General features: G+C 69.8%; 16 protein-coding genes. 5 read left to right on the top strand and 11 right to left on the bottom strand.

Annotation, left to right across the window (positions count from 1 at the left end; all coding sequences use genetic code 11):
* Nucleotides 1–10: 10 nt before the first annotated feature.
* From rbsB to ACZ5UM_RS08985, 9 genes are all read right to left on the bottom strand, one after another.
* A complete protein-coding gene (gene rbsB / locus ACZ5UM_RS09025; RefSeq protein WP_464843638.1) occupies nt 11–979 on the bottom strand; it encodes a ribose ABC transporter substrate-binding protein RbsB in 969 nt (322 codons plus the stop codon).
* Nucleotides 980–1024: 45 nt separating this feature from the next.
* Nucleotides 1025–1957, bottom strand: a complete 933-nt coding sequence (locus ACZ5UM_RS09020) for an ABC transporter permease (protein WP_464843636.1) — start codon at nt 1955–1957, stop codon at nt 1025–1027.
* Nucleotides 1947–3455, bottom strand: a complete 1509-nt coding sequence (locus ACZ5UM_RS09015) for a sugar ABC transporter ATP-binding protein (protein WP_464843634.1) — start codon at nt 3453–3455, stop codon at nt 1947–1949. The genes ACZ5UM_RS09020 and ACZ5UM_RS09015 overlap by 11 nt, the downstream gene beginning before the upstream one ends.
* Nucleotides 3455–3850 (bottom strand): D-ribose pyranase, encoded by a 396-nt coding sequence (gene rbsD, locus ACZ5UM_RS09010; protein ID WP_464843632.1) that lies wholly within the window; start codon nt 3848–3850, stop codon nt 3455–3457. Before rbsD ends, ACZ5UM_RS09015 begins: the two co-directional genes overlap by 1 nt.
* Entirely contained in the window at nt 3847–4785 is a 939-nt protein-coding gene (gene rbsK, locus ACZ5UM_RS09005) for a ribokinase (protein WP_464843631.1), read from the bottom strand. The genes rbsD and rbsK overlap by 4 nt, the downstream gene beginning before the upstream one ends.
* Nucleotides 4778–5794 (bottom strand): LacI family DNA-binding transcriptional regulator, encoded by a 1017-nt coding sequence (locus ACZ5UM_RS09000; RefSeq protein WP_464843630.1) that lies wholly within the window; start codon nt 5792–5794, stop codon nt 4778–4780. Before ACZ5UM_RS09000 ends, rbsK begins: the two co-directional genes overlap by 8 nt.
* Nucleotides 5795–5947: 153 nt before the next feature.
* Entirely contained in the window at nt 5948–8593 is a 2646-nt protein-coding gene (locus ACZ5UM_RS08995; RefSeq protein WP_464843629.1) for an aminotransferase class III-fold pyridoxal phosphate-dependent enzyme, read from the bottom strand.
* A 128-nt stretch (nt 8594–8721) separates the two neighbouring features.
* Nucleotides 8722–9651 (bottom strand): quinate 5-dehydrogenase, encoded by a 930-nt coding sequence (locus tag ACZ5UM_RS08990; RefSeq protein ID WP_464843627.1) that lies wholly within the window; start codon nt 9649–9651, stop codon nt 8722–8724.
* A gap of 19 nt (nt 9652–9670) precedes the next feature.
* The gene (locus ACZ5UM_RS08985) at nt 9671–10195 is read right to left on the bottom strand and encodes a transcriptional regulator (RefSeq protein WP_464843625.1); all 525 of its coding nucleotides are present in this window, start codon (nt 10193–10195) and stop codon (nt 9671–9673) included.
* 181 nt (nt 10196–10376) lie between these two features.
* Between ACZ5UM_RS08985 and ACZ5UM_RS08980 the strand changes: the two genes are divergently transcribed.
* The 5 genes from ACZ5UM_RS08980 (at nt 10377) to pstB (ending at nt 14787) form a co-directional block, all read left to right on the top strand.
* On the top strand, nt 10377–10604 hold the full coding sequence (locus ACZ5UM_RS08980; protein WP_464843624.1) for an SHOCT domain-containing protein: 228 nt from the start codon (nt 10377–10379) through the stop codon (nt 10602–10604).
* Between the two features lie 438 nt (nt 10605–11042).
* A complete protein-coding gene (locus tag ACZ5UM_RS08975) occupies nt 11043–12050 on the top strand; it encodes a PstS family phosphate ABC transporter substrate-binding protein (protein ID WP_464843623.1) in 1008 nt (335 codons plus the stop codon).
* A 106-nt stretch (nt 12051–12156) separates the two neighbouring features.
* Nucleotides 12157–13110 carry a phosphate ABC transporter permease subunit PstC gene (gene pstC, locus ACZ5UM_RS08970; protein WP_464843621.1) on the top strand — a complete coding sequence of 318 codons (954 nt, stop codon included), beginning with the start codon at nt 12157–12159 and terminating at the stop codon, nt 13108–13110.
* Complete coding sequence (gene pstA / locus ACZ5UM_RS08965) at nt 13107–13997, top strand: phosphate ABC transporter permease PstA (RefSeq protein ID WP_464843619.1); 891 nt, start codon at nt 13107–13109, stop codon at nt 13995–13997. The genes pstC and pstA overlap by 4 nt, the downstream gene beginning before the upstream one ends.
* A gap of 1 nt (nt 13998) precedes the next feature.
* Entirely contained in the window at nt 13999–14787 is a 789-nt protein-coding gene (pstB, locus tag ACZ5UM_RS08960) for a phosphate ABC transporter ATP-binding protein PstB (protein ID WP_464843617.1), read from the top strand.
* A gap of 1 nt (nt 14788) precedes the next feature.
* Here the strand turns inward: pstB and ACZ5UM_RS08955 are convergent, their stop codons facing one another.
* Entirely contained in the window at nt 14789–15871 is a 1083-nt protein-coding gene (locus ACZ5UM_RS08955; RefSeq protein ID WP_464843616.1) for an ABC transporter substrate-binding protein, read from the bottom strand.
* A 12-nt stretch (nt 15872–15883) separates the two neighbouring features.
* A complete protein-coding gene (locus ACZ5UM_RS08950; protein ID WP_464843614.1) occupies nt 15884–16597 on the bottom strand; it encodes an ABC transporter ATP-binding protein in 714 nt (237 codons plus the stop codon).
* Between the last annotated feature and the right edge of the window lies 1 nt (nt 16598).

Genomic DNA, 16598 nt, shown 5'->3' with positions numbered 1-16598 from the left:
GGGTGCGCGCCTACTCGGTCACCAGCTCGAGCGGGACGGGGATGTACTCGTCCAGCTGCTCGCCGTTCAGGTACTTGATGGCGGCCTCGAGGCCCAGGCGGCCGATCTCCTTCGGCTTCTGGGCGACGGTGGCGGCCATCCGGCCCTCCTGCACGGCCTTCACCGCGTCGTCGGTGGCGTCGAAGCCCACGACCTTGATCTGGTCGGCCTTACCGGCGGCCTCGATGGCCTCCAGGGCGCCCAGGGCCATCTCGTCGTTGTGGGCGAAGACGGCGACGATGTCAGGGTGCGCCTGCAGGATGTTCTCCATGACCGTCAGGCCCCTGGCCCGGTCGAAGTCGGCGGGCTGGATGGCGACGACCTCGATGCCCTCCACGCCGTCGACGGCCTCATGGAAGCCCTGGCCGCGGTCGCGGGCAGCGGAGGTGCCGGGGATGCCCTCGAGCTCGGCCACCTGGCCCTGGCCGCTGATCAGCTCGACGATGAGCTCGCCGGCCATGCGCCCGCCGGCCACGTTGTCGGAGGCGACGTGGGCGACGACCTCGCCGCCGCTGGCGCCCCGGTCGACGGTGATCACCGGGATGTTGGCGGCGTTGGCCGCCTCGACGGCGGTGACGATGGCGTCAGAGTCGGTGGGGTTGATGAGCAGCGCGTCCACCTTCTGGGTGATCAGGTCTTCCACCTGGCTGATCTGCTTGGCGGGGTCGTCCTGGGCGTCCATCACGATCAGCTTGACGCCTGCGGCGTCCGCCGCCGCCTGGGCGCCGTCGCGCAGGTCGACGAAGAACGGGTTGTTCAGGGTCGAGATGGCGAGGCCGATGGTCCAGGTCTCCTCAGCAGGGGTGGGTTCCGCGGACGGAGCGGGATCGTTGCTGCCGGTGCTGGGGGTCTGGCCCGAAGGCGTCGAGCCACCGCCGGAGCAGGCGGCGAGCAAGCCGATCGTGAGCAGTGCGACGAGCATGCGAGTGAACCTCTTCATGTGACCATCCTCCTGTGTCTATGGCTTTATGTTCGGGGCCTGCCGTCACTTGCGCCGGTCCATGAGCACGGCCAGCAGGATGACGGCGCCCTGAGCCACCTGTTGGTAGAACGACGAAACGCCGAGCAGGTTGAGACCGTTGTCCAGGATGCCGATGATGAGCGCGCCCACCGCGGTGCCCAGCACGCTGCCCTGTCCGCCCGCCAGGCTCGTGCCGCCCACGACCACCGCGGCGATGGCGTCCAGTTCAAACCCGCCGCCGGCGGTCGGCTGCGCCGAGTTCAGCCGCCCGGTGAGGATGGCCCCGGCCAGGGCGCTGGCCAGCCCCGTCAGCACGTAGGTGAACAGCGTCACCCGGGCGACGGGGATGCCCGCGAAGCGGGCGGCCTCCTCGTTGGACCCGACGGCGTAGATGTAGCGGCCCACCGGCGTGTGGTTCAGCATGAGGTAGACCAGCAGGAAGACCACGAACATGATGATGACCGGGGCGGGAATGCGCCACACGTAGCCGGTGCCCATCCAGCGCAGCGCCTCGGGTAGCCCGGAGATGGGCCGGCCGCCGGTGTAGACCAGGGTCAGGCCCCGGGCGATGGCCATGGTCGCGAGGGTGGCCACAAAGGGGGCGACCCGGCCGCGGGTGATGACGATGCCGTTGAACAGCCCCAGCGCGGCGCCCAGCGCCAGGCTGGCCAGCAGCGCCACGGGCCACGGCAGCCCGCTCTTCGCCAGGCCGGCCAGCACGGCCCCGGTGAGGGCCAGCACGGAGCCGACGGAGAGGTCGATGCCGCCGGTCAGGATGACGAGGGTCATGCCGCAGGCGATGACGGCGTTGATGGAGACCTGGCGAAGCAGGTTCAGAAGGTTGGAGACGGTCAGGAACTGGTCGCTGAGCAGCGAGAGCGCCAGCCCCATCAAGATCACGGCCAGGCCGGGGCCCAGCCGGCGCACGCGGTCCTTGATGTGCAAGTTAGCCTGCATTCCGCTTCCTCCCGGTGGCAGCCTGCATGATCTGCTCCTGGTCGAACTCCCCCCGGCTCAACTCGGCGGTCACGCGCCCCTCGTGCACGACCAGGATGCGGTCCGACAGCCCCATCACCTCGGGGAGCTCGGAGGAGACCAGGATGATGCCCATTCCCCGCTGGACCAGCTCGCCCATCAGCCGGTAGATCTCGGCCTTGGCGCCGACGTCGATGCCCCGGGTGGGCTCGTCGAGGATCAGGAGCTTCGGCGACGTGGCCAGCCAGCGGCCCAGAATAACCTTCTGCTGGTTGCCGCCGCTCAGGTTCGTCACCGACTGCTCCCGGTGCGGGGTGCGAATGCCCAGCTCGGCTACGTAGCCGTCCACCAGCTGCCGCTCGGCGCCGGAGCGGATCAGCCCGGCCCGGGTGAGGCTGCGGAGACGGGCGAGGCTTAGGTTCTCCCGCACTGACCGGCCGGTGAGCAGCCCCTGCCGCCGCCGGTCCTCGGGAACCAGCACGAGCCCCCGGCGGATGGCGGCCGCGGCGTCTCCCGGGGGCAGGGGCTTCCCCTCCAGCAGCACCGTGCCGCTTGCAGGCCGGTCGATTCCGGCCACCGCCAGCATCAGCTCGGTCCGGCCGGCGCCCATCAGACCGGCCACGCCCAGGATCTCGCCCCGGCGGACGTTGAACGACACCGGGTGGGAGGAACCCCTGAGGGTCAGGTCCCGCACCTCCAGCAGCGTGTCGCCGGGCGTGACCTCCACCTTGGGGAACCGCTCGGTGAGCTGGCGGCCGACCATGTGGGTGATGAGCTCGTCCGGGGTGACCTCCCCGATGGACCAGCTGCCCACCCGCTGGCCGTCCCGCAGCACGGTCACCCGGTCGCAGATGGTGAAGATCTCCTCCATCCGGTGAGAGATGTACACGATGGCCACGCCGGCGCGGGCGAGGCCGCGCATCACCTCAAAGAGCCGCTCCACCTCCGGCCCGGTCAGGGCCGCGGTGGGCTCGTCCATGATCAGCACCCGGGCGTCCAGGGAGAGCGCACGGGCGATCTCGACCATCTGCCGGGCGCCGACGCCCAGGCTGCCGAGCGTCGCGCGCGGGTCGATCTGCGCGCCCAGCCGCTCCAGCACCGCCGCCGCCCCGCGCGCCATGGCCCGCCAGTCCACCCGGCGGAGGAGGCCCGTCACCGGCGGGCGGCCCAGGTAGATGTTCTCGGCAACCGAGAGATGCAGGGCCTGGTTCAGCTCCTGGTGGATAAAGGCGATGCCGAGGGCCGTGGCCGTCCTGGGCGAGTCGATGACCACCGGCCGTCCGTCGATGCGCACCTCCCCGGCCTCGGGCCGGTAGAGGCCGCCCAGAATCTTCATCAGGGTCGACTTGCCGGCGCCGTTCTCCCCGAGCAGCGCGTGCACCTCGCCGGGCCGCAGGTCGAAATCGACGCCCTTCAGGGCCTGCACCCCGGGGAAGCTCCGGTCGATCCCCCGCATCTCCACGACGGGAGCTGCCGGCATCAGAAGGTCACCCCCGCCCGCAGAATGACGTTGGCGTACGGGGTGCACTCGCCGGTGCGCACCAGTGCGGCGGCCCGGGCCGACATCTGCTTCAGCTCCTCGTGGGAGACGACGGTGACGGGCGTCTCCCCGAGCAGTCGCGCCAGGCCTTCCGAGACGGCCGGGTTCCGTTCGGCCGTCTCCCCGGCCACCACGGCCGCCTCCACCTGCAGTTCGGTCAGGATGGTCTCGACCACATCCAGGAAGGCCGGGATGCCGGGCCTGAGGGCCAGGTCGATGCGCCGGACCCCCGGCGGGCAGGGCAGCCCGTAGTCGCCGATCACCAGCAGGTCGCCGTGGCCCATGCCTGCCACGACTTCAGAGAGCGCCTGATTCAGCAGCGTCGTCTTCTTCATCTTTCCAACCTCCCTGTCCGCAGCAAGGACATGAGCTCGTTCAGCGTCCCCATCGCCGGCTGGGCGCCGGCACGGGTCACCGCCAGGGCGCCGGCGGCCATGCCCCAGCGCACGGCCTCCTCCAGCCCGAGGCCCCGGTGGATCGCCGCAGCCAGCCCGCCCGCAAAGGCGTCGCCGGCAGCGGTCGTGTCCACCACCGGAACCCGGAAGGCGTCGAACCAATGGCCCAGGCCGTCCCGGTACAGGTAAGCCCCCTCGCCGCCCAGCTTGATCAGCACCTGCCGGTAGCCCTGCGCCGCCAGCGCACGGGCGGCTTCCTCCGCGCCGCGCCGGCCCGACACCGGCACGCCGGTGAGCGCGGCCGCCTCGGTCTCGTTGGGGGTGATCAGCCACGTGTTGTGCCGCAGCGACTCCGGCAGCGGCGCCGACGGCGCCGGGGCGGGGTCCAGGATGACCGGCACCCCTGCGGCCGCGGCCAGCTGGGCCGCCCGCACGCAGGCCGGCACCGGCACCTCCAGCTGCAGGAGCAGCACTGAGGCCGAAGCGATCAGCTCCCCGTGGGCCTCCACCAGCTCCGGCGTCACCTCTGCGTTGGCGCCGGCCACCACCACGATCCGGTTCTGGCCCGACGCCTCCACGGTGATGACGGCCGTGCCGGTGCCGGCCGCGGCCGAGCGGGAGACCCCGCCGGTCGCCACGCCGTCCTGCCGGAGGCTCTCCAGCAGCCGGTCGCCGAACGCGTCCTGCCCCACCCGGCCCACCATCGCCACGGGGGTGCTGAGGCGCGCCGCGGCCACCGCCTGGTTAGCCCCCTTTCCACCGGGGAACTGATCGAGCCGCGGGGCGAAGACCGTCTCGCCCGCCGCGGGCGCACGCTCCGGGTTCACCACCAGGTCCAGGTTCAGACTCCCAACCACCACCACTGGCCTATCCAAGCGGCTCCCTCCTCCGGGTCGTCCCGCGCACGATGAGTTCCGGCCTGTACACCTGCCGCCGGCCGGGTCCCGCGGCCTCCCCGCGGATGCGCTCCAGCAGCATGACCATCGCCATGCGGCCCATCTCCCGGGCCGGCTGCCGCACCGTGGTGAGGCCCGGCCGCACCAGCGCGGCCATCTGGATGTCGTCAAAGCCGACGACGGAGAGATCGTCGGGCACGGCGAGGCCCGCCTCCTCGGCAGCCCGGATGACCCCCAGGGCGATCAGGTCGTTGCCGGCGAAGACCGCCGTCGGCCGGGGCGAGCGCCCCAGCAGGACCTGCCCGGCCCGGTAGCCCGACTCGTAGGTGAAGTCGCCCCACACCACGCAGGCAGGGTCGTAGGCGAGGCCGGCCTCCTCCAGGGCGACCCGGTAGCCCTGGCAGCGGTCCTGGCCGGTGCGGGTGGACTGGTGGCCCGCCGCGTGGGCGATGCGCCGGTGGCCCAGCTCGACCAGATGGCGGCACGCGGCCCGCGCGCCGGCCAGGTTGTCGACCAGGACCGTGTCCACCTCGGTGTGGTCCAGCTGCCGGTCCATCACCACCACGGGGATGCCGTCGGCCAGCAGCCGGTCCACCAGCTCACGCCGCTCGGTGGTGCCCACGAAGATGACGCCGTCTACCCGGCGCTCCCGCAGCTTCTGCACGTCGTTGGCTTCCAGCGCGGGGTCGTTGTCGCTGTTGCAGAGAAAGACGGTGTACTCCGCCTCGCTGGCGGCGTCCTCCACGCCCCGGGTGATGAGCGGGAAGAACGGGTTCGTGATGTCCGGCACCACCAGGCCGACGGTGCCGCTCAGGCGGCGCACGAGCCCCCTGGCCAGCTGACTCGGCACATAGCCCAGCTCAGCGGCCGCAGCCAGGACCCGCTCCCTCGTCTCCGCCTTCACGTATCCCGTCCCGTTGAGCACCCGTGACACGGTGGCCACGCCCACGCCGGCCCGCCGCGCGACATCGCGAATCGTCACCGACACGCCTCGTAACTCCTTCGGGAATCGTTTCCACATTACATGATGAAAAGGCTCCAAAAGTGCAGTAAATCCAGTATGGAACCGTTTCCACTTCTACCGATTCGCCCACAAAGAAAAAACTCCTGCTGGCGCAGGAGTCTTTTCCGGATGAACTTTTTAATCATCCCCGGCGGCACTGAGCACCCGGGCGCGGGCGGCCATGAGCTCCGCCCACTCCGCCTCGGCCAGCGGCCGGTCAAACGACCGGAGCTGCGCCAGCCGGAAGCCCAGCTCCTCCGCCCACTGGCGGATCTGCCGGATCATGGGCAGGTTGAGGTCGGTGCCGAGCGAGGTGTCCCGGAAGTGGTGCATGAGCCCGAGAATCATCGTCTCGGCCATGCAGGCGTAGGCGAGCCCCCGCTCGAAGCCGAAGTTCCAGCCCAGGTCGGGCCGGCCGGGCACCTCCACCACCCCGCCATCGATGACCAGGACGTCGGGGCGAGCCCCCCTCACCGCCCGGGAGACGTTGGGCGGGCGGGAGATGTCGCAGACCGCGGCGCCGAACTTCAGGTTGGCCGGCGTCACCAGCTCCTCCGCGGTGGAGGTCGCCGTGAGCACCAGGTCCGCCTCCGGCAGGGCCGCATCGATATCCGTCGTGATCCGGATGGCGCCGGCTTCCTCCAGGGCAAGCACCAGGGGCTCGAAGACCCCGGGAGCCGCCGCGGCCTCTGCCCCGGCGCCGCTCGCCGGAAGCGGCCCCATCTCCTGGAGCCGGGCGCCGATGGTGCCCGGTGCGAAGCGGTGCCCCTCCCGGATGAGGTCCGCCAGGTGTGCGACCATGTCGCCGGCCACCTTCAGCAGCCGCCTGCGGCTGGCCTCGGGCCGGGCCGGGTTGCCGATCAGCACCATCCGGCCGACGCCCTCGGCCAGCAGGATGGACGTCGCCCGGCCGATCGCACCGGTGGCGCCCACCACGGCGATGGTCGCCTCGGGCAGCCGGGTGCCCAGCCGCTCCACCGCCAGGTACATGGCCTCCACGGCCGAGACGACGGTGTACGAGTTGCCGGTGGTGAGCGGCACGCCCGGGTTCCTGAGGTGCAGCCCGCCGCGGGTGACCACCGAGGTGTAGGCCCCCAGCCCCACCAGCTGCGCGCCCCGCGCCTTGGCGATCTCCAGGGCGGCGCGCACCTCAGCGATCGCCTGCGACTGCGGCATGGCCAGCAGCTGGTCGGCGGTGCGGGGCACCACCACGAAGTCGACGAAGACCCGGCGGCCGTTGGCGGCCGTCACACGGCACGAGCCCGCCACGAAGGGCTCCAGCAGGTCGTTGAACCGGTCGGCCATCTCCGCGATCTCCGCCGTGCTGAAGACCTGGAACGACTCGTCCATCTCCGGGTAGTTGCGCCAGTCCACGGGATGCACCAGGAAGGCGACCCGGCCCTCTTCGGGATCGCCGCTGGGCTCCGGCAGCGGCGCCGGTGCCGGGGCGGGCAGGGCCTGCGGACGGGACTCGACCCCCAGCAGGTGGGAGACCAGTTCGGCGGTGTTGCCCTCGGCCAGCGGGACCAGCATGCGCTCGACGGCGTCGATGGCCTCCTGGCACTGCGCCCGCGTGGCGATGAGCGGCGGCTCGATGCGGATGACCGCCGACCCGTTCAGGGTGGGGGCCACCCGGAGGCCGCAGACGTTGAGCAGGTACGAGGAGAGGATCGGCGTCAGGTTCTCCTGCTCCGCCAGCACCCCCAGCAGGCAGGTGCGCCCGTACGTCGAGCGGTCTACGCCGATCTCCAGCCCCAGCATGAACCCGCGGCCCCGCACCCGCCGGAGCACGTGGGGGTAGCGCTGCTGAAGCCGTTCCAGCCCCGCCTTCAGGAAGGCGCCGTTTTCCGCCACCTGGCGGATCAGGGCCCGGTCGTCGCGGGTGAGCAGCTCCAAGGCCCGCAGACCGACGCGGGCGGCCAGGGTGTTCCCCGCGAACGTGGAGGAGTGCTTCATCGCGAACTCCTCGGTGTAGACCTCCTCGGTGCAGAGCATCGCCCCGATGGGAACCAGGCCGCCCCCCAGGGCCTTGGCCAGCACCATCACGTCGGGCGTCACGCCCTCTTCCTCGCAGGCGAAGAGGCGGCCGGTGCGGCCCAGGCCGGTCTGGATCTCGTCCAGGATGAAGAAGACGCCGTACCGGCGGCACAGTTCCTGCGCGGCCCGCAGGTAGCCGGGCGGCGGCTCCACGATGCCGCCCTCGCCCTGAACCGGCTCCACGATGAACCCGGCGAACGCCTCCGGATGCTGGGCCAGCAGCCGCTCCAGGGCCTCCAGATCGCCGTAAGGCACCTTGGCGAAGCCCGGCACGGGCGCGCCGAAGGCGTCCTGGTAGGTCCGGCGATGGGTCGCGGAGAGCGCGCCCAGGGTCTTGCCGTGGAAGGCGTTGTCGCAGGAAATGATGCCCATGCGCCCCGTGGCGGCCCGCACGGCCTTGATGGCCGCCTCCACCGCCTCTGCCCCCGAGTTGGCGAAGGTGACGTAGCGGAGCCCCTCCGGCGCAAGCTGGATCAGCCGCTCCGCCAGCTCCCCCGCGGCCTGCAGGGCCGACGGCTGGACGAAGGAGGGCTCCCCGCTCGCCTCCACCTCATGAAGCGCCGCCCAGATCTCGGGCGGGTTGAAACCGAAGGGCAGGGCGCCGTAAGCGGCGACGAAGTCCAGGTAGCGGCGGCCTTCACGGTCGTAGAGGTAGCACCCCTCCCCCCGGACGAAGCGCTTGTCCATGTTGATCGCTTCCAGGAGCCTTCCCAGGTGGGGGTTTACATATTCTGTAAACAAGTGCACGGAAATCCTCCTAGCGGATCATGATGGTTCAGTCAGGGGCCGGCTGCCGGGATCACACGTCGGCGGCAGTGCTGGCGCCGGCTGCCAGGATCATACGTCGGCGGCAACGTTGGCGCCGGCTGCCGGGATCATCCCCCGGCGGCGGTGTTGGCGCCGGCCTCCCGGAACCGCTCCACCCGCGGGGTGAAGCCGATGCGGTCCAGCCAGTCCTCGTAGTCGGCCGGGCGCATGTCGTCGGCGCGCTTGCCGGCTGCGGCGACGATCAGCCCTTCCATCAGGTTGGTGCCGAACGAGCGGCCGCCCAGGTTCGGCGTGGTGGTGACCAGGGTGGCGACCCCGACCTGCTTCATCCACTCGATGTCGGCCTGGGTGACCGTGTTGGTCAGGATGGTCTTCCCTTCCAGCCGGTCGGGCGCGTACCGGCGGATGTAGAGCCAGTCGCCGGCGATCACATCCGCCCACTGGTAGTACTCGGTGAACCTGGGCTCGTGGCTCTCCTGCTTGGCGCCCGTGGGGTAGAGCCAGGTGAAGGGCAGCTGGGTGATGATCGGCAGGAGGACGCGGGCCAGCACGTGGATGGTGCGGAAGCTGCGGATGGGGACCGGGATCCCCAGGGCGAACATCATGTCGCCGAAGACGATGTCGGCGCCGACCTCCACCAGGGCCTCCGCCATCCCGAAGCGGTCCACCGCGGCGGTCATGAGCACCCGCTTGCCGCGCAGGGGCATCACGTGCTGGTCGACCCACCGCACGGCCCGGCGCTCCAGGGTGTTCTTCAGCCCCGAGCCGTCGACGATGGGCGACCGGACGGCGGCGGCCGCGATGCGCCGGGCGTCCCGGAAGGCATACCGCCGGCCGTTCGCGTGGACATACAGGTCGATGCCGCCCATGCCGAAGGCGTCGACCTTGCCATCCAGTTCCCGGATGAGGGCGATGGCCTTGTCGATGGAGCCGTCGGTGCCGATGCGCTCCACCGTCACCTCCTCGCCCAGCACGGTGACGGTGGCCACGGAGTTGCGCCGGGACGAGCCCAGGCTGACGCTGACGATGCGCTTCACGGGTAAGCCTCCCTTGCGCTCAGCCCTTCAGGCTCCGGATCAGGTTCCGGATCTTCTCGGGGCTGACGTACACATCTTCCGTCATGGGTGAGCGCCCGATCTCGATGCCGATCACGTGGGGGCCGACCAGGGCTTCCACCATCTTCAGCCGTTCGTCCGACCCGATGAAGATGACGGCGTCGCAAGCCCGGGCCCGGGCGATGAGCCGCATCACCTGGTTCAGCAGTTCCACGCCGTTCTGGCTGCGGGCAAAGTCGAGCCGTTCCCGGTCCGACATGAGCAGGATGAAGTCCACGCCTTCGGCCGCAGCCATCTCCGTGAGCTCGGGGCCGTTCGCCACGGGAAAGCCGACGAGGGCGATCTTCTTCCCCTTGCGCATCTCGCCCACCGACTCCAGGCGCGAGATCAGTGTCCGGTCCACGCCCAGGATCTCCGCGGTTTCCTGCTGCGAGAGGCCCTGCGCGCGGAGCTCCAGCATCCGGTCGACCATCCGGTAGATGCGCTCGGGGTTGATGACCTTGTCGCCGATCCGGATGAGCTGCATCGCCCGTCACCCCCTCGTGTGCACAAGATTGTGCTAGCGCCTATTGTACATTCTTGTGCACAGGGCCGCAACCTATTCGCGACGAGTCGGGAAGGGAAGGCCGGATAGCCTATCGAATAAAGAGGAATGATCAAACTGAGAAAGTCCGTGACTGCCACGGGGAGGAAAGGACGGATACCGGATGAAGACTCTGCTGCAGTGGCCTAACTGGGCGCTTTGTGTGATCCTCATCGTCACCGTCATCAACCTGGTGATGAACATCCTGCTGGTCCAGCGGGTCAAGGACGTATACGCCAAGGTCGTCATGCCGCCGCTGCCCTACCGCAACCGGGAGGAGCTGGAGGCCGCGTTCCAGTCGGGCGCGATCGACCGTGCGGAGTACGAGCAGCTGAAGCGGAAGATCTCCTGAGCGGGTCAGGACCATCCCGACATCCTGCAGATGAGGCGACCCCGCCCCGGCGAAGGCCGGGAGCGGGGTCGCTTTCGTCTGCGCGCGCCGGAGGCGCCGCGGGGTGACGGCGCCTCCCGGGAACGCCTCCCTCTGGGGGTGAGGGGGCGTAGGGCCATGACCCCGGCTCGGCCGCGGGGTCTCCCCTCAGGTTTCCCATCTTCTGCCGATCCTATACACCGCCTCCAAGCCCCGTTGACCCGCATCGACGAGATCCCCGCGTCATGGCGCCGGCCGCAGAACCCGGCCCGGCCGCCCGACGGCCTGTGGTTCTTAACCTGTCCTTAACCAAAGGCTAACCAGACCAAAACCCCCGCACAACACCCGGGTGATAGCATCGGTATCGAGCTACGGAAGTACTCGGCCAAGAGCCAGCAGAGAAAGGGGATCGACACAGCCATGAAGCGGACTCTGATGACCACCGCTGCCGCTGCGGCCCTGCTCGCCATGCTGACCGCCTGCGGAGGCCGGGCGAGCAGCAACCCCGGCAGCCAGCCGGGGGCGGGCAATCCGCCCGCGTCCCATCCGGAAACGAACAACCCGGCGCCCTCCAGCAGCGGCGGATCCGCCGGCACCGAGCTCTCGGGAACGGTTACGCTGGACGGCTCCTCCACGGTGGGTCCCATCTCCATCGCCGTCGCGGAGGAGTTTCGCAAGGTGCATCCCAGGGTCGACGTCCCGGTGGGCATCTCCGGCTCCTCCGCCGGCATCGGCAAGTTCGTCAAGCGCGAGGTCGACATCGCCAACGCTTCCCGGCCGATCAAGGAGAAGGAGCTCGAAGAGGCCAGGAACAACGGGCTCGACCCCATCGAGCTTCCGGTGGCCTACGACGGCCTGTCGGTCGTGGTCAACAAGGAGAACGACTTCCTGACCTGCATCACCACCGAGCAGCTCCACAAGATCTGGGGGCCTGAGTCTACCGTGACCCGGTGGAACGAGGTGGACCCGAGCTGGCCCGATGCGCCCATCAAGCTCTACGGCCCCGGCACCGCTTCCGGCACCTTCGAGTACTTCAACGAGATGGTCAACGGCAAGGGCGACGCGTCCCGGTCCGACTTCACCGCCTCAGAGGACGACAACGTGCTCGTGCAGGGCGTGGCGGGCGACAAGTACGCGATGGGCTACTTCGGCTACGCCTACTACGCCGAGAACAAGGACACCATGAAGGCCCTGGCCATCGACGCCGGCGACGGCTGCGTCGAGCCGAACGACGACACCATCGCCGCCGGCTCCTACCCCTTCTCCCGTCTGATCTATATCTACCCCTCCAGGCAGGCCCTGGAGCGGCCCGAGGTCAAGGCGTTCGTCACCTTCTATATGGAGAATGCCGGGGAGCTCGCCGCCCAGGTCGGCTACACGCCGCTGCCTGAGAAGATGTACCAGGACAACCTGGCCAAGCTGAAGTAAACGGTCTCCCTTTCAGTGGCCGCGAGGTCCCGGGGAAGCGCCCGCTTCTCACCGGGACCTCCGGGCCGTTTCCCAAGTGCGTGACGAATCGTGCGGAGGTGGCATCATGTCTGTTACGACAGCGCAGCATCCCCCGGCCTCTGCCGCGGCGGCGCTGGCCCCGGACAGGCGCCGGGCGCGCCAGATCCGAAAGGAGCGTGCGATCGCGGGGCTCCTCCTGGCCGCCGGGCTGGTCTCCGTGGTGACCACGGTGGGCATCGTCCTCACCCTCTTCACCGAGGCGGTCCAGTTCTTCTCCCTCGTTCCGGTCCGGGAATTCCTGACCGACCGGCTGTGGACCCCCACCTTCAGCCCCGCCCACTTCGGCGTCGCGCCGCTCGTGTCGGGTACCTTCATCATCGCCGGCGGCGCCGCGCTGGTGGCCGTACCCCTGGGCCTGGGCAGTGCCATTTACCTGAGCGAGTATGCCCCCGACCGGGTGCGGCGCATCCTGAAGCCGCTGCTGGAGCTGCTGGCAGGCATCCCCACCGTGGTGTACGGCTTCTTCGCCCTCACCTTCGTGACGCCCCTCCTGAAGAAGATCATCCCGGACATCGAGGTCTTCAACGCCCTGTCCGCCTTCATCACGGTGGGCATCATGATCACGCCGATGATCTGCTCAATGTCGGAGGACGCCATGCTGGCCGTCCCCCGGTCCCTCCGGGAAGCCGGTTTCGCCCTGGGGGCCACCCGGCTGGAGGTGGCCCTGAAGGTGGTGCTGCCGGCGGCCTTCTCCGGCGTCGTCTCCTCCGTCATCCTGGCCGTCTCCCGGGCCATCGGCGAGACGATGATCGTGGCCCTCGCCGCGGGCTCCACCCCGAAACTCACCCTGAACCCGCTGGAGTCGATTCAGACGATGACCGGCTACATCGCCCAGGTGGCGCAGGGCGACCTCGAGATCGGCTCGGCCGCTTACACCTCGATGTACGCCGTCGGCATGGCCCTTTTCCTCATCACGCTGGCGATGAACCTGCTCGCCCGGGCCCTCGGCCGCCGCTACCAGGAGGGAGAGCGCGCATGAACCCCGTCGCCGCCCGCCGGCGCCTCCGGCGCCGGCTGGATGCCGCCTCGCACTGGCTCTTTCTGCTGGCGATCGTCGTCGCCCTGGCCGTGCTGGCCATCCTGCTCTGGGACCTGCTCTCGACGGGGCTGCCCCGGCTCAGCTGGTCCTTCCTCACCAGCCACGCTTCCCGCTTCGCCGACAGGACCGGCATCCTTGCCCCGCTGGTGGGCTCCTTCTACGTCATCGTGCTCACCGCGGCCTTTGCACTGCCCGTCGGCGTCGCGACCGCCGTCTTCCTGGAGTTCTACGCCGAGGGCGACCGCCCGTCGCCCCTGCGCCAGAGCCTGACGCAGTTCCTGAAGCTCAACATCGACAACCTGGCCGGCGTGCCGTCCATCGTCTACGGCCTATTCGGCCTGGCCTTCTTCGTCCGCTGGATGCAGTTCGGCCGGTCGATCCTGGCCGCCGCCCTCACCCTGGCCCTCATGGTGCTGCCGGTGATCATCGTGAACACCCGGGAGGCGATCCGGGCCGTGCCCCCCTCCCTGGCCCACGGGGCGTACGCCCTGGGCGCCAGCAAGACACAGGTGATCTTCACGGTCATCCTGCCGGCGGCGCTGGGGGGCATCCTCACCGCCACCATCCTCTCGGTCTCCCGCGCCCTGGGCGAGTCCGCCCCGCTGCTGGCGGTGGGCGCCTGGGTGTACGTCACCAGCCTGCCCAGGACCCCGCTCGACAGCTTCACCGTGCTGCCGGTGCAGATCTACTACTGGGCCGGCATGCCGCAGAAGGCATTCCAGGAGGTCGCCTCGGCCGGCATCCTCGTGCTGCTGGCGCTCCTCCTGAGCCTCAACGGCATCGCCATCTGGCTCAGGAACAAATACCAGAAGAAAGCGGAGTGGTAGCATGGCCGTCGTCCTGGCAAGCCCGGCTGTACAGGACTCTCGCGCGGGCGGCTTCGTCGTACGGAACCTCGACCTCTTCTACGGCGCCCACCAGGCGCTGCATCAGATCAGCATGACGATACCCGAGCGAGCCGTGACCGCCATCATCGGCCCCTCCGGCTGCGGCAAGTCGACCTTCCTGCGCTGCCTCAACCGGATGACCGACCTGGTGCCCGACGCCCGCATCCAGGGCCACGTCAGCTTCCGGGGCGAGGATCTCTACGCCCCCGGGGCCGACCCCATGGCGATCCGCTACCGCATCGGGATGATCTTCCAGAAGCCCAACCCCTTCCCCAAGTCCATCTACGAGAACGTCGCCTTCGGGCCCCGCATCAACGGGTACGAAGGCGACCTGGACGACATCGTGGAGGCCTCGCTCCGGCGGGCGGCGCTGTGGGACGAGGTGAAGGACCGGCTGCGGCAGCCCGCCCTGGCCCTCTCGGGGGGCCAGCAGCAGCGGCTCTGCATCGCCCGGGCCCTCGCGGTGAACCCCGAAGTGCTGCTGATGGACGAGCCGACCTCGGCCCTGGATCCCATCGCCACCGGCAAGATCGAGGAGCTCATGACCAGCCTGAAACAGGAGTACACCATCGTGCTGGTCACCCACAGCATGCAGCAGTCCGCGCGGGTCTCCGACTACACGGCCTTCTTCCTGGACGGCCGCCTGGTGGAAATGGATCGGACGGAGCGGATCTTCTCCGCCCCGTCCGACAGGCGCACGGAAGACTATATCACGGGCCGCTTCGGCTGATTTACTCCCCGGTGTAGTAGAAGCCGTCGTCCGGCAGGCCGCCGCCGATGATCTCCGGGTTCAGCTCTGCCAGCTTGGCGAAGTAGAACTCCACGTCCTCCCGGGCCTCGGCCGCCGGGACGAACCGGAACGGCGTGCGGTCCAGCGAGCGCTCGATGACCGGCGCCTTCAGCCCGTGCAGGTAGGGCTCACCCAACCTCGCCGCATCGGCGGGGTTTTCCTGTATCCAGGCGACGGAGGCCTGCAGCCCCTCCTGGATGGCGGCGATGACCTCGGGATGACCCTCGATCACGTCGGTCACCGCGATGGTGCCCAGCTGCGGGATGGCGGGCTCCCGGCCGGTGACCCGGCCCCACTCCTGCCTGAGCTCAAACAGCTCCCGCACCGGGACGTTGTTCTGCTGCCCCTGCAGGATCGCGGCGGTGGCCACGGGCTCGGGGAGCACCACAGCGTCCGCCTTGCCGGCCATCAGCATCTGCAGGGCCTCGGGGGCGGCCGAGACGTACTGCAGGTCCATCTCCTCCTCCGGCACGCCAGCCAGCTGCGCGACGGTGCGGAAGATCAGGTCGGGGGAGTCGCCCTTGAAGGGGATGTAGACCGTCCGGCCCTTGAGGTCCTCCCAGCCGCCGATGTCCGGATCGGCCGTCAGCACCGAAAGGTGGCCCCACACGACCACGTTGAGCAGCTTGACCGGCAGCCCCTTCTGGTACAGGTTGGCGGCCACGTAGGTGGGCACCACGGCCACCTGCACCGCCCCCTTCACCATGTCGGCCCGCAGCTGGTCCAGGTTCTGGAACGCCTGGAACTCCACCTCGGGGACCAGGTCGGTCAGCCGCTCCTGCGTCGCCAGGTGGGCCAGCAGGATGGAGGGCGGGGCGGCGGGCGCCTGCAGGATCAGCTGCTCAAGCGGCGCCGCGGCCGGTGCGGAATCAGTGCCCTCAGTCGTGGTCTCCTCGGCGGCCGGCGGCGTCTGCGGCTGGTTGACGGGCGGGCTTTCCGCCCCCGGGCGGGCACAGCCGAAGAGCAGGCCGAGGGCGAGCAGACAGGCGATCAGCCTGGGAAGGGTAGATCGTGTGACGCGCATGGGGCATTCCTCCTAGTCGGGATAGGCTGCAGAGACTTGCGGCCAGATCGCGGCCACGGTTCGGTGGACGTAGGCGTCGGCATCGGTGCGCGGGGTGCGCCCCAGCGGCACCCGGGCGATGATGCGGCCCGGCGCCGGCGAGAGCGCGATCAGCGCATCGCCCATGCGAACGGCCTCGGTCAGATCGTGGGTGACGAACAGGGCGGCCACCTGCCGTTCGGCCAGCAGGTCCAGCACCAGCCGCTGCATGTCGGCCCGCAGGCCGGGGTCCAGCGCCCCGAAGGGCTCGTCCAGCAGAAGCAGGTCCGGCTCGATCGCCAGGGCGCGGCCCAGGGCCACCCGCTGGCGCATCCCGCCGCTCAGCTCGTGGGGGTACTTGTCCGCCGCGCCGGCAAGGCCCAGCCGCTCGATGAGGGTCGCCGCCACCCGGCGCTGCTCGGCGGCGGAGGCGCCGTCCGCCTTCAGCCCGAAGGCGATGTTCTGCCAGGCCGTCCGCCACGGAAGCAGGCGCGGCTCCTGAAACACGTAGGCCGGGCGGCGAAACCGGTTCTCCACCCGCCCCCGAGTCGGGGTGATGAGGCCGGACGCGATCTGCAGCAGGGTCGTCTTGCCGCAGCCGGAGCGGCCCACAATCGCCAGGACCTGGCCCGGCTCCAGCCTGAGGTCGATGTCCTCCAGGACCGGGTGGCCGTCGTAGGCGTGTCCGACCCCCGTCATGGTCAGCATT

Source organism: Symbiobacterium ostreiconchae (assembly GCF_055396975.1).
Note: the sequence above shows the minus strand (reverse complement) of the source record. Positions and strands in the feature narration are given on the sequence as shown.

Bases quoted from the DNA above. Each gene is read 5' to 3' on its own strand.
- rbsB (WP_464843638.1), bottom strand. From the start codon at position 979: ATGAAGAGGTTCACTCGCATGCTCGTCGCACTGCTCACGATCGGCTTG.
- ACZ5UM_RS09020 (WP_464843636.1), bottom strand. From the start codon at position 1,957: ATGCAGGCTAACTTGCACATCAAGGACCGCGTGCGCCGGCTGGGCCCC.
- ACZ5UM_RS09015 (WP_464843634.1), bottom strand. From the start codon at position 3,455: ATGCCGGCAGCTCCCGTCGTGGAGATGCGGGGGATCGACCGGAGCTTC.
- rbsD (WP_464843632.1), bottom strand. From the start codon at position 3,850: ATGAAGAAGACGACGCTGCTGAATCAGGCGCTCTCTGAAGTCGTGGCA.
- ACZ5UM_RS08985 (WP_464843625.1), bottom strand. From the start codon at position 10,195: ATGCAGCTCATCCGGATCGGCGACAAGGTCATCAACCCCGAGCGCATC.
- ACZ5UM_RS08980 (WP_464843624.1), top strand. From the start codon at position 10,377: ATGAAGACTCTGCTGCAGTGGCCTAACTGGGCGCTTTGTGTGATCCTC.
- ACZ5UM_RS08975 (WP_464843623.1), top strand. From the start codon at position 11,043: ATGAAGCGGACTCTGATGACCACCGCTGCCGCTGCGGCCCTGCTCGCC.
- pstC (WP_464843621.1), top strand. From the start codon at position 12,157: ATGTCTGTTACGACAGCGCAGCATCCCCCGGCCTCTGCCGCGGCGGCG.
- pstA (WP_464843619.1), top strand. From the start codon at position 13,107: ATGAACCCCGTCGCCGCCCGCCGGCGCCTCCGGCGCCGGCTGGATGCC.
- pstB (WP_464843617.1), top strand. From the start codon at position 13,999: ATGGCCGTCGTCCTGGCAAGCCCGGCTGTACAGGACTCTCGCGCGGGC.
- ACZ5UM_RS08955 (WP_464843616.1), bottom strand. From the start codon at position 15,871: ATGCGCGTCACACGATCTACCCTTCCCAGGCTGATCGCCTGTCTGCTC.
- ACZ5UM_RS08950 (WP_464843614.1), bottom strand. From the start codon at position 16,597: ATGCTGACCATGACGGGGGTCGGACACGCCTACGACGGCCACCCGGTC.